This is a genomic window from Brevibacillus sp. B_LB10_24, assembly GCF_046036945.1.
Lineage (GTDB): Bacteria > Bacillota > Bacilli > Brevibacillales > Brevibacillaceae > Brevibacillus_C.
Window position 1 is genome coordinate 69,894 of record NZ_JBJQOQ010000005.1, and the last position, 12,459, is coordinate 82,352.

Consider the following 12,459-nt stretch of genomic DNA (forward strand, 5'->3'; position numbering starts at 1 on the left):
CCATCATCCGTTGCTAATCGGGTGATGCTTATCTTTCTCCTGGACAGCAGGCTGACGAGCGCAATTCAACAGAGAACCGGCAGTACCTTTTTTCACTTCTTGATATCTGCTTGTGTCATTACTTCGTAAGCATCGCCCAGGTATTCCTGCAACGCTTTGAGCGCGGCGGTTCCTACCACGGTGTCTTGTTCGCCATTGCCGCCGCTGACACCGACACCGCCAACGACCTCGCCGTTCACGACGATCGGGAAACCGCCTACGAATATGGCAAATTTGCCTGGCATCATCACATGAATCCCGAATGCTTCGCCTGTCGTTGTCGCCGGACCGCCCGGTTGATTGAACAAATGGGTCGAGCGTTTATGCCCGCTTGCCGTAAATGCTTTGGCTATCGCGATCTCCGGGCCTGTAATGCGCGCGCCGTTCATACGCTCCAGCGCAATGATGCAGCCGCCATCGTCAACGATGCAGATCGTCTCCAACACGCCAACGTTCTCAGCGGCTTTCTTTGCCGCTTCGATCATTGCTTTTGCTTCTTCCAATTCCAATCTTAGAACCGATTTCATCGAAGGCCCTCCGTATCTGAATATGGATTAGGCATTGTTTTTTTTGTTCCGTAGTAAACGGTTTTTTCCTGCAGGTAAAAATCTAGCGCTGCCCGCCCGGATTCCCGGTAAGTCGCCGTGCTGGACATCTTTACGCCGCCAAACGGGGCGTTCAGCGCATTGCCCGTTGTCGGCCGATTTACCTTTACGACTCCGGATTGTATGTGGTCAATAAAATATTGCACCCGGTTGGCATCAGCCGTACAGATCGCGGCGGATAATCCGAAATCAACATCATTGGCAATCTCCACCGCCTCCTGGCAGCTGCCTGCGCGAATGACGGAAATCACAGGGCCGAAAATTTCCTCCCGGGCAATGCGCATCCCTGGCCTTACATCGGTAAAAATAGCCGGACTTACATAGTACCCGTTCGCGTAATCACCTTCGCGGAGCTGCTCCCCGCCAAAAACCAGCTTTGCGCCTTCCGCTATGCCGAGCTCGATGTACGACAGTACGTTCGTCAATTGGCTTTCATTTGCCAGCGGACCAATCTCAACGCCCTCGCTCAACCCGCTGCCGACCTTCAGCGCCTTTGTCTTCACGACTAACGCATCGACGAACCGATCGTGCACTTCATCCATGACGATTACCCTGCTGGTTCCCGTGCAGGCTTGTCCGGTCAGTTCGAAGCCGCCTTTAATCGCCAGCTCGGCCGCTTGCTCGAGGTCGGCATCCTCCAACACAATCAGCGGGTTTTTGCCGCCCAGTTCAAGCTGAACGCGGGTGGAGAGGCGCACGGATTGGCTGATTTGCTCTCCGGCCGCTGTCGAGCCGGTAAAGGTGACCGCCTTGACTGCCGGGTGGGTGACCAGCGGTTTCCCGATTTTCGCGGCCGAGCCGGTTACAAAGTTGATGACGCCTGCCGGCAAACCCGCATGGTGCAGCGCTTCTACCAAACGGTAAGCGATGAGCGGAGTGTCCGATGCCGGCTTGAAAACCACTGTATTGCCCGTCGCGAGAGCGGGTGCGATTTTGCGTACAGGAATGGAAATCGGGAAGTTCCAGGGCGTGATGACAGCTACGACACCAAGCGGTTCTTTTTTCGTGTAAACAAAGACGGTCGGATCGTCCGAAGGCAAAGTAACGCCAGAGACGTTCAACCCCTCCGAAGCGTAATAGCGCAGCGTCTGTACGGAACGTTTCACTTCCATCCGGCTGCTCGCCAGCGTTTTGCCCTCCTCGCGGGTCAGTTCCGCTGCGTACTGCTCAATGCCCGCTTCCAGCAAATCGGCCGCTTTGTACAGGATTTCCGCCCGTTTGCTGGGTGAAACAGCGCGCCAAGACAAGAAGGCTTGCTGAGCCGCTTCAATCGCTTGCCGTACATCCTCTTCTACGGAGGCCTGGAAACGCGCGACAACCTCTGTCGAAAGGGCCGGATTCCTGCTGTCGAAGGTCTCCTTGCTTACTGACTCTACCCATTCTCCGTTAATCAAGTTTTTGAAGGTCTGTACTGCCGTTTCAACCGCCATGTGAATCTCCTTTCCGTGCAATGCAACGTTTTGGCAAAACCCATTTCGCGACCGCGGAGCAGTTTTTCGTTATATGGGCTTTGCACAGCCCATTACCCGATTTGCTACTTCCCGCAAAATTCGCGTGAAATGGCGGCGATGTACATTCTGCGCATCTTGGTCGCTTCTTCAACGATTTGGATGCAGCGCTGCTGCTCTTCCGGTGTTCTCGCATATTCCAAGACGATTTGATAACCGCGCTCGCCGTGGATTTCGTCAGACACGATGTGCAGGTCGAAAAATTCCACTTCCTCATCGGTGAATCCGTAATGCTCGCGAAGGGTTGGCGTCTGTCTGCGGTAGATCGCAGGCACTTGCGATTCTAACCCGACGACAAGAGCGGCTGTCGCGTACAGGAAATTTTCTCTAAATGCCATTCGGTAACACCAGGATTGCAGGCCGATCGTTTCCGGCAGCAAATGCTTCATCGAAACAATCCGCTCCCGCGTCGTGCCGCAAGCTTCCCCAAACCGGATCAGAAGTTCGGTATGGCGGTCGCCGCCAAGCTCTTCCTCCCACATGTTTTGAAGCAAAAAGTCTCTCGCGTCCTCATGCGGGCAGTTGGCATACACGTAAGCCAAATACTCCGCAAACGGGCCGACGTAAGCATAATGCTGCTCTACCCATCTGGCAAAATGCTCTTTCTTCAATTCACCGTTTGCCCACATGGTCGTGAATGGCGCTTTGGCCACTGCATTGCCTTCAATCGCCTGTTCCAGTGCGTGACGAAATTCCTCTTTGTTCATCAAGGCAGCTTTGGTAGCGGTTTGGGTCATCTGAAAACTCTCCTCTCAAAATAAGATCATGATTTGTAGCACACACGCTACTTTAGTTTTCGGTATATTGTATACCAAAATTCGATCTGAGTTTATTATCTCTGCCTTGTACTTGTTTGTCAACCCGCAATTTTCAAAATAATCAGCAACAGCATCGACATCAAGAGGAACGTGATCGTAAACGGGGCATTCCAACGGGACAGCTTATACGAGCTTTTCTTGGTCAAGCTTGCCATCATCGCTACTGTCGCATTATACGGCCCCATTAAGAAAGCCGCTGCCGCACCAGTCAGCATCGCAATCGCCATTAATTCTATGGATACTCCCAGCGCTTGCGGGTTCATCGACTCAGCAGTCAGCGCGAGCGCAACTGCGGGCTGCAGCCCGAGAAAAGCCAGCGCAAATGGAATCAGGGGAATCATCAGGATAAAGACATCCGCTCCCACCGCATTTTTTACCATCAACAGCGATTCATTGACGACATGGCCGGCACCGGTGCTTTGAATCGCTGAAATCATATAGCCGGCACTCAAAAAGATAAAAAACTGCTCCTTCATGCGAAGAAGTTGCTCCGGGAGCTTTTTTCTTGCCGATTGAAGAAACGCCCTGCCTTGGCCGAGCAATAAAGACCAGACGAAGGCGTATGGAATGACGATCAACGTAACAATCAGCAGGAAACCGACATGGGCTGTGCTGTCCAATACCGATATCAGCCCATTGAAGATCAAGATCGCCGCCAGGATGTGAACCGGATGCCCCCCCTTTTCCGTTGCTGTCCTCCGCGTTTCGCTTTCCCCCGTACTTTCATGCGCCGCAGCCGTTTCACTAATCGACGATTGGGCGAGCTGCTTTTGCCTGCGTTTGGCGACCGCAAACGCCATCAGGCAGTCCACCACAATGCCCAGCAAACTAAAGGGAATCACGATCGGCAAAATATGGCTCCATTTCACTCCGGTAATTTCCACAACAATGCCCACAATTGGCGTCACTGGCGTCCACATGGTCGGCATACTGAAACCGTGCGTAATGGATCGGCTCAAAAACCGTTCCTTCTCGCTAATCGGATACAGCTCCACGGAAGGACGCATCGTCTGGTACATCATCGGAAGCGCGGCAAGATTCATAAAGGAACTGGATACGAAGGACATAAACGACGTAATGGCGTACAACAAGCCGGGATGCTTCACGTTCTGCTGAATGATCGCCTGTACACGAACGGCGTAACGTCCCAGCTCAATCGGAATCACGATGAGCGGTATGAGGGCAAATAAGCTCAAAATATTAAGCATCCTGCCAAAGCCGAGGATGTAGCTTTGCCAAGGTGCGCCGTAGAGCACAAGCAGCGCGATGCCGACAGCCAGCATGAGGCTGCCCAGGATCTGTACAAATCGCTTGGCTAACCGAAATACCGAAATGACTATGAACAAGCTGACGATGGCGATCAGCCAGTCCAGCAAAACGCTCGGGTGCAATGAGTTGCAGAGATAGGCGACGATAGCGGTTAGAAATAAGGTTGGCAGTCTCATCCTACAACACGTCTTTCACGGCCTTTGTCAAGCGTTCAAGTGCGGTTTCCACGATCTCTTCCCCCATCTCGCGGCTGGCTTTCCTCGCATCTCCCAGGTTTCCGTTACGCGTCATCTCTTCATAGTAATAAAAGCCTTGCAGCGGATTTCCCGGCCGCAGCTTCTGCCATCTTCCGCCCTCCTGGATCTCACCCTTGGCCAGCTTTTCCTGGCGCACCAGCCACGGCGCCAGATAGAGCGCTTCGGAAACCTCGCGATCGCAGCTGTGGCCGTACAGCTTTGATTCAATGCGCCGATCCATCACATCCTTTGCGGAGGCGGTCGTTTTGGCGTAGTAAAAATCAACGCCGAGCTCTCTGGTAAGAGTATCAGCCGCTACGCCAAGCGTAGCTTGATTGCCCCCATGTGAATTTAATACGAGAAATTTTTTGATACCATGCTCTTTCAACGATCTGATCATATCGCGGAGCAGCGCTATTAATGTCGACGGCTCCAAGGAGATGGTGCCTGGAAAATGAAGATGGTGGGAAGAGACCCCCATATTGATGGTAGGGGTCAAAACCGCTTCCGGAAAAAGCTTCTCAGCCAGCCGCTTGCCCATCTCCTCCGCAAGCACGGCGTCACAGCTTTCGACCATGTGCGGCCCGTGCTGTTCATGTGCGCCCAGCGGAATCACGGCAATTTTCACCGTCTGCAGCGCTTCTTCTATTTCGGGCCAGGTCATTTGAGTTAATAGATAGGATGCAGGCATAATCGGGGCTCCCTTCTACTCTTTATTGATTCGGAGTTTGGTTCATTGTACATTGTATACCAATATTAACCAAAAGTCACCCCTATCCATCGGGTGTTACATTAAGAAAATTGCGATAATACAGGATACAAATAACCCAGCCATGGTCGGGATAAGATTTCTTCTTACAAGATCGGCCGGCTTCACGCCTGCAATACCACAGTCAGCAACCACTCCAAACGCCCAGGCGGTTATCGTTCCTCCGCCTGCAAAGATAGTTGCAACTTGTCCAAGCGATGCAAGCACTGCTACATCTGCATGAGCTGACGTACCAAGTGAAGCAGACAAAGCGCCGACTAGCGGCAATCCGGCAAATCCGGAACCTTCCAAACCCGTTATTAATGCGATGAAGACGATTCCAAACGTTAAAATGAAGTGGTTTCCACCAATATATTGGCCAAGTTCCGTACCTAAATCATATAAGTATCCCGTCGAGCCTTCCCCTAATACCTTTGCTGCATGATCTGGATGTCCGAGTAAGAAAAACGCTGCAATGGGGATGATGGGAGCAAAAATTTTCACGGCAAAGAAGAACCCTTCCCGTAAATGGGTGACAATCTCTTCGATTGCTTTTCCCTTTTCATGTGAAAAAGTGGACAGGATTAACAGGATAACAGCAACTCCTCCTAATAATGCAGTAGCCGCTCCTCCTTTAATCGCATGAGCAGGATCAAATATGGCACGGTAAATGAACAAGATGACGATAGCGAGCAAGACCAAAGGAACTAATACTGCGAATAATTTCGCAAGCTTCCCTATTTTTTCCTGTCCACCGTAACCATCACTTGCCGTCGCGATTTCTTCCTTCGCCATGATCTGTTCCTTGCTAATTTTGGCGGTAAAGTTTTCAGCTTTTTTCGATTCCTGTAAAATACCATTCTTCATGTCTCGACGAATCGTATAGAAAGAAATGGCAATCGCTATGAAACCTACCGTAAGAGAAAAAAATGCTGTATAGGGCAGGATTTGTGAAATGTCCAATCCGGCAGCTTTGGCCGTTAAACGAGCTGCTCCTTGAATCACCAGATCTCCGGATAAAGCCATTCCATGTCCGAACAGATTAACAGCTACTGCCGCCCCCATTGCCGGCAAGCCAACTTGCATCGCGATCGGAACCAACACGGTACCGACCAACGCAACCGCCGGTGTAGGCCAGAAAAACGTAGCAGCGATATATATTGTGATACCTAAAACAAAGAAAGCTGCCCATCGATTTACCATTAATTTTTTCACTTGTGCAACCATCAACACATCTGCGCCTGACTTCTGTAATGATTTTAACATCGCTACCATCAAGGCAATTACCAGCATGATATCAAATAGTTCCACTGCTGAATTCAATAACGCCTTAAACACCACTTGCATTCCGTTAATCACCGTATTCAGGAATCCGTTGCCCGTTCCAGCAAAAAGGCCTAATCCAAAGATACCGATAATCGAAGGCAAAACAATGTCACGTCTAAAAATCATAAAGGCAAAAATCGTGACAATAATCAGTAAAAAATACCAGTGTGCCGAAGTTAGTTGGACATGCTCCAAGTAAAGCCCTCCCTGTTTAAAATTTTAACACTTATCTGATAATGATTTATCAGGATGAACAGAATTGTACCACACTTCATTTGGTATTTGGTATACAATTTTTGAATTAAAATTTAGAAATATCTATGTATTTATTGAAAAAGCAACCCTTCTTTCAAATTCGTGAAAGAAGGGTTGTTTTTCCAGCCTACTCATAATGAAAGTTTTTCAGGGCATATCGACCTAACAGATCCACCAAACCATACAGAACAATCGACAGCAGGCCCAGGATGGCAATACTGACCATCACCATGTTCATCTGGAACACCTGGCCTCCATACGTGATCAAATAACCAAGTCCCGCCTTTGACGAGAGAAACTCTCCCATAATCACGCCGACTAAGGTCAAGCCGACATTTACCTTTAAGGTGGCAATGAAATTCGGCAAACTCGCCGGCAAGAGCACCATCGTCAGCATCTGTGTACGGGTAGCCCCGAACGATTCCATCAGCTTGAGTTTGGTTTTGCTGATCTCTTTAAATCCGCTCTCAATCATGATGATCGTCACAATAATGGAGATGGCTACGGCCATGCCGTATATGGAATAACGGTCGCCAAGCCAGATATAGAAGATCGGGCCTAGTGCTACCTTGGGAAGGGCGTTTAACACGACAACATAAGGCTCCAGCACCTTTGCTGCAAAGTTCGACCACCAGAAAACGACAGCGATCAGCGTTCCGAGCGCCATGGAAACGACAATGCCGATGATCGTTTCCCAAGTAGTAATCCACGTATGCCGGAATAACTCCCCTTCAAGCGCGAGCTCCTGAAAAGACGTCACGATGCTGGAGGGCCTGCTTGTCAGCATCGGATTCACCCATTGCTTTGAGGCGGCCAGCTCCCATACGGCAAGGAAGAGGAGCAGCACTCCAATCCGGGACAAGCGGATCAGCCACAGTTTTCTTTTTTGGGTTCGCAAATACTCAGTGTAACGGGACGATGGCATGTTGCGGCTGCTGTTGATGGAAGCTGCCGACTGCTGTTCTGTACGCGGTTCTGCAACTGAAGTTGACGCTTCTCTAGCCGGTAGAGACGACATGGCCCTGCAACTCCTTCCAAATAGCGTTAAAGTACGTATGATATCGGCTGGCTTCTCTCTTTTTCCACGGGGAGAGCTCCTCTTCTGCACTAAATTGCATCGTATGGACAGATGAAATCGTACTTGGCCTTTTGGACATGACCATCACCCGGTCGGCCATGCTGATCGCCTCGGATATATCGTGGGTAACGAGAATCGCGGTCTTGCCCTGCTCTTTAATAATCCGGACGATCTCATCAGCAAGCGTCAAACGTGTCTGGTAATCAAGGGCCGAGAACGGTTCATCCAACAGCATGATGTCCGGCTCGGTCACAAGCGTACGGATGAGCGCCACTCGTTGGCGCATCCCCCCGGACAGTTGGGCCGGACTATGATGCTCAAAGCCGCCCAACCCGTAGCGCTCCATCAGCTCAAGCGCTTTTCGCTTTGCCCGCTGAAGGTCCATCCTGCGAATTTCCGCTCCCACCATCAGGTTGCTCAAGATATCCCGCCATTCGAACAAATGGTCCTGCTGCAGCATATATCCCACTTTGGGGGAGGTGCCAGACACCTCCTGCCCGTCGATCATCACCCTCCCCTTCGTCGGCTTCACCATCCCGGAGATCAGGGAGAGCAGCGTGCTTTTGCCGCAGCCGCTCGGTCCTACAATACTGATGAATTCTCCGGGTTGAATCGTGAAATGAATATCCCGCAGCGCTTCCGTTTCCTGCTTCAAAGTGAAATAGCTTAAGCACACGCCTCTTAATTCAATTTGCGACATCGGCTCATACCTCCTTACTTAAGATTTTTCACAAAGCTCATATCTGCCACGTCATCCATGTTGGCTATTTTTTCCTCCGGCTTTAATACGCCATTTTCTATCAGTACATTTTGGAGCGTTGCAAAGCTTTCAGCCGTCAACTCCGGAACAGGTGCCCAAGTACCCTGATTTTTGTAGCGGGCAACCGATTGAATGATCAATTCCTTTGGCGTTCCTTCAAAGAACGGCATCAAAGCGGCGGCAATTTCTTCATCGCTGGCTGTTTGAATCCATTTTGTTCCTTTGGCAACCGCATTTACAAACTTCTGAATGATCTCAGGATGCTGTTTAATAAAATCTGCAGTCGCCACATAGGAGGTTTCCGGGAACGAACCGAATACTTCGCCCATGGAAGCCACATAGTGGGCAACGCCGTCCTTCTCCAGCTTGGAAGCCACCGGCTCGTACAGTTGAATAAAATCCCCCTGGCCGCTCATAAAGGCGCCGGCCATTGCCGGGGAGGCAAGGTTGGTGATCACCTTTACATCCGTCACTCTATCTTTTTGCAGCTGCGAGTTTAATACCATTTGCGGAGCACTGCCCGGCCTCCAGCCGATAACCGTTTTGCCCGCCAAATCGCTCAATTTGAAGTGATCCAGCTTTTCCCTGGAGAGCAGGAACGAGCCGTCCTTCATCGTCAATTGATGGAAGATTTTGATTTTTTTGTCCCCTTCCTGGTTGAAAATATAGATCGCCGTTTCCGGTCCAACCAGCGAGATGTCTGCCGTCCCGGCGATCAATGCGGCGGCGCCCTTATCCGAGCCTTGAGCGGTATTCATGTCGATCGCAAGCCCTTCCTCGGCAAAGAAGCCCTTTTGTATCGCCACATAATGCGGGGCATAAAAAATCGAACGGATGACCTCTGAAAATTTAACCGTTACCACTTCCCCTTGACTTGCCGGCTGGGTCCCGGACTTTGTCCCCGTATCCCCGCTTGCGTTGGCGGCGAGCGCATTAGCCGGAGGGGTATTGGCCTGATTCGACTCAGGCGTGTTCCCACAAGCCGCTGCTAATGCCGCCAACATCATACAGAACAACCAAACAGCCAGTTTCCTCATCATCATGGCAACTTCCTCCCAGAAATGATATTTGTTTTATTGAACGGCACGAGACGGCACATTGACCAAGTAAGCCTCTGCCATCCCCCTGCCATATTCAACCATCTTGGCATGGCCGACATCGTGAAGCGAAACAGCCGTAATGCGTTCCCTGAGCAAGAACACCTCGACGCCGGGAAGCAGCATCTCCAAGGCAAAGGCAAGCGGGAGCCCGTTCTCCAAAATTTCAACGGAATGCGGGTTGCCGACAATAAAATTCAGCCCCCTTCGCCTGGCAAGCTCCACAAATTCATGATCCTCTCTCACCCGGCTGATGCTTACGATAATGGTGTCCGTCTCCGGGTACATCCCCAGGGCGATTTCGAGATGCTCCAATGAAAAGCCCGTATGCGGAAAAAAGTGAAGAATGTGCTTGACGGGCTGATCAACCGAACCGCTAAGCAACCTGACCGGATTGGACAGCGTCGCCTCCTGCAAGGTAGATTCCCCGCGAATCGCCCGTTCCGCCTCCAATAAATCCGCATCGATCTCCTTTCCCATCCAGCTGTCGATTCTCGCCAGGATGTCGCCGGCTGTATGTACCCCCTCCAGCGCAATACCCTTATGCAGCACATTTCCGGGCAGCCCGCAAAATGAAATATCGGTCGAAAGCTTCCGATGCCCGTGCAGCAGCGTAAGCCCGGGGTGAAGTCCGTGAAAAGCCTCGTGCATCTCAATCAGGGCCAAATCGTACAGGGGCAGGTAATCTGCAAACGGTACCCCGCCTGAATTGGCCGCATCTGCTACGGGATGGTGCACGACGATCAAATCAAGCCCCATGGCCGAAGCCATCTCAATCATCGACTCTGTCAAGGTCATCCCGACGCCGATACGCCTGACAGGTTTATGCTTGCTGCCAAAGATAAGCCCTGGAATCTCCAATACATTTTTGCCGGGAATATTGGAGGTTTTCATGACCACATAAGGATTTGTACCGGAAGTAATCTCGTCCCAATCCATGACCATTCGACCTCTTGAGATCGTGTTGAGCACCTCCAAAACATGCCTGACCTCTGTCTGTGTCTGTACGTTGAACATAACTATTCTCCTTTCCAAACTGTGTTTTGGCTTTATGAAAAATTGGCTAGCGCCAAACCGCTAGAACAAAAAAACCGCCATCATGAACATACGGGTCTTGGAATACCCGGATATGTCACAATTAGCGGCTGTAAAACTCTCCATGCGGAGATCTTTAACACCTGCTTATGTGTTGTCTAAGGAATGGAAAGGAAATGAATCTCTTTCCAGATAGACGGAAGGATCCACACCCTAATCTTCCTTAGACTCATACATATCAGATTGAACGAAACCTGAACAACTTGCGCGGTAATTTGTCGCGCAAAACGGTGAAATCAAGAAGACTCCATATCATTTTTCGTCATGCAACGACAAACTCCTCCTCAAAAACAATAACAGTTCCAGAAAATTCAGTTATCGGGTCGTAATCTTTCAGCACCAGCTTCACTTTCAAGCCAAGTGTTTTTTCGATCTGCTCCTTCAGCATTTTTTTGTTTGCTTCCATTACCAAGGCATCTACATTTGCCGTCACGCTGCGATGGGTCTCATCCAAAATCTTCAGTGCCGGGATTCGTTTATGGGTAGCGAAAATATAAGCTTTGTCACCTGATAGTTCGATTTTTTGCGATTTGATTCCGATTCCGAAAATCTCTTGGTTGATGGAATTGTAAATTTTAATAATCTCCTGCTTTAACACGCCAATTGGATATTGCTTTTGCATGCCCATCCCTTCCCTTGTCATTCTTGAAAGCAGCTGCAAGCATTTCCCAGCCTCATAGGAGCTACGGCCACGGAAACGGAATATTCAGTCATCATTTTTGTCTATTCATCAAAAACGGCCAGATAGCGAAACTGGTTGCTGCGTTTACCTGTAAATCGAGCTTTTTGCAAGGACTTCGATAAGGGATGAACGGAATTTCCCTTATCATCTGTAAAATGCTCTTTCAAAAGATATGAATTTGGTATACAATATACTAAAATTGATTGATGCAAGATTCAGGCATTCCGCCGATCCGCCAGTACCTGGTCCAATACCGTTTTGCCGAAGTGGCCGAGAGTCCCGTCAGGATAAGACTGCAGGATGCCTTTTGCAACCGTGGTTTGTGCGGCGTAAATCAGTTCTTCGGGAATCCCCAGCCGGCGAATGTCCGCTTCAATCCGAAGACAGGCTTCCAAGGCGTGATAGGCAGCGATCCGGTTACAGTTGGCGACCCAATCTTCTTCGCCGGCCAGCACGTTGCCCAACGGTGAGAACAGAGCTTGCAGCATTTCTTGGTAACTAGGAGAGTCGGTGATCAAAATACCTCTTTTGCCGGTACCGAGCTCCTTGACGCTGCCAAGCAGCTTCATGCCGATCCACGTATGCTTAGGACAATCCTTGCGAAGCTGCTCCGTCGACATAAGTGTGGCCGGATTTACAAGCAGAGTTCCAGGGGACAAGTGCTGTGAGACTGCCTCATAATAAGGAATCAGCGTGTGCGCGGGTAGCGCCATGACGACAACGGAAGCCTCGTGCAGCCGCTTCTCGCTGCCCGGTTCGGCGCGCGGGATCTCTGCTGCAAGACGACTCGACTTCCGTTCATCCGAACTGACCAGCAGCAGCCGGGAGGCTTGTACTCTTTTGGAGAGCAACTCGCCGAGCTGGCCGAGGCCGATGATAGCAACCACGTCATTCTTCACAATCATCACCCTTTTCAGTCCATTAAATCAAAGCAGGAGGAGTA

General features: G+C 50.4%; 12 protein-coding genes. All 12 read right to left on the reverse strand.

Features of this window, described 5'->3' with window-relative positions; translation table 11 throughout:
* Nucleotides 1-92: 92 nt before the first annotated feature.
* The gene (locus ACI7RC_RS07035; RefSeq protein ID WP_408107526.1) at nt 93-566 is read right to left on the reverse strand and encodes a GlcG/HbpS family heme-binding protein; all 474 of its coding nucleotides are present in this window, start codon (nt 564-566) and stop codon (nt 93-95) included.
* Entirely contained in the window at nt 563-2,074 is a 1,512-nt protein-coding gene (locus ACI7RC_RS07040) for an aldehyde dehydrogenase family protein (protein WP_408107527.1), read from the reverse strand. The genes ACI7RC_RS07035 and ACI7RC_RS07040 overlap by 4 nt, the downstream gene beginning before the upstream one ends.
* Nucleotides 2,075-2,178: 104 nt before the next feature.
* The gene (locus ACI7RC_RS07045) at nt 2,179-2,889 is read right to left on the reverse strand and encodes an iron-containing redox enzyme family protein (protein ID WP_408107528.1); all 711 of its coding nucleotides are present in this window, start codon (nt 2,887-2,889) and stop codon (nt 2,179-2,181) included.
* A 119-nt stretch (nt 2,890-3,008) separates the two neighbouring features.
* Complete coding sequence (locus ACI7RC_RS07050; RefSeq protein ID WP_408107529.1) at nt 3,009-4,415, reverse strand: hypothetical protein; 1,407 nt, start codon at nt 4,413-4,415, stop codon at nt 3,009-3,011.
* A gap of 1 nt (nt 4,416) precedes the next feature.
* Nucleotides 4,417-5,166 (reverse strand): creatininase family protein, encoded by a 750-nt coding sequence (locus tag ACI7RC_RS07055; protein WP_408107530.1) that lies wholly within the window; start codon nt 5,164-5,166, stop codon nt 4,417-4,419.
* Between the two features lie 96 nt (nt 5,167-5,262).
* Nucleotides 5,263-6,744 carry a hypothetical protein gene (locus ACI7RC_RS07060; RefSeq protein ID WP_408107531.1) on the reverse strand — a complete coding sequence of 494 codons (1,482 nt, stop codon included), beginning with the start codon at nt 6,742-6,744 and terminating at the stop codon, nt 5,263-5,265.
* Between the two features lie 187 nt (nt 6,745-6,931).
* Nucleotides 6,932-7,822, reverse strand: coding sequence for an ABC transporter permease (locus ACI7RC_RS07065; RefSeq protein ID WP_408107532.1), 891 nt, complete (start codon nt 7,820-7,822; stop codon nt 6,932-6,934).
* Entirely contained in the window at nt 7,803-8,582 is a 780-nt protein-coding gene (locus ACI7RC_RS07070; protein WP_408107533.1) for an ABC transporter ATP-binding protein, read from the reverse strand. Before ACI7RC_RS07070 ends, ACI7RC_RS07065 begins: the two co-directional genes overlap by 20 nt.
* Before the next feature lie 14 nt (nt 8,583-8,596).
* The gene (locus ACI7RC_RS07075) at nt 8,597-9,685 is read right to left on the reverse strand and encodes an ABC transporter substrate-binding protein (RefSeq protein ID WP_408107534.1); all 1,089 of its coding nucleotides are present in this window, start codon (nt 9,683-9,685) and stop codon (nt 8,597-8,599) included.
* A gap of 30 nt (nt 9,686-9,715) precedes the next feature.
* Nucleotides 9,716-10,756 (reverse strand): Nif3-like dinuclear metal center hexameric protein, encoded by a 1,041-nt coding sequence (locus tag ACI7RC_RS07080; protein ID WP_408107535.1) that lies wholly within the window; start codon nt 10,754-10,756, stop codon nt 9,716-9,718.
* Nucleotides 10,757-11,096: 340 nt separating this feature from the next.
* Nucleotides 11,097-11,456, reverse strand: coding sequence for a Na-translocating system protein MpsC family protein (locus ACI7RC_RS07085; RefSeq protein ID WP_408107536.1), 360 nt, complete (start codon nt 11,454-11,456; stop codon nt 11,097-11,099).
* Nucleotides 11,457-11,731: 275 nt separating this feature from the next.
* Nucleotides 11,732-12,415: an NAD(P)-binding domain-containing protein gene (locus ACI7RC_RS07090; RefSeq protein WP_408107537.1), complete on the reverse strand. Its 684-nt coding sequence runs from the start codon at nt 12,413-12,415 to the stop codon at nt 11,732-11,734.
* Between the last annotated feature and the right edge of the window lie 44 nt (nt 12,416-12,459).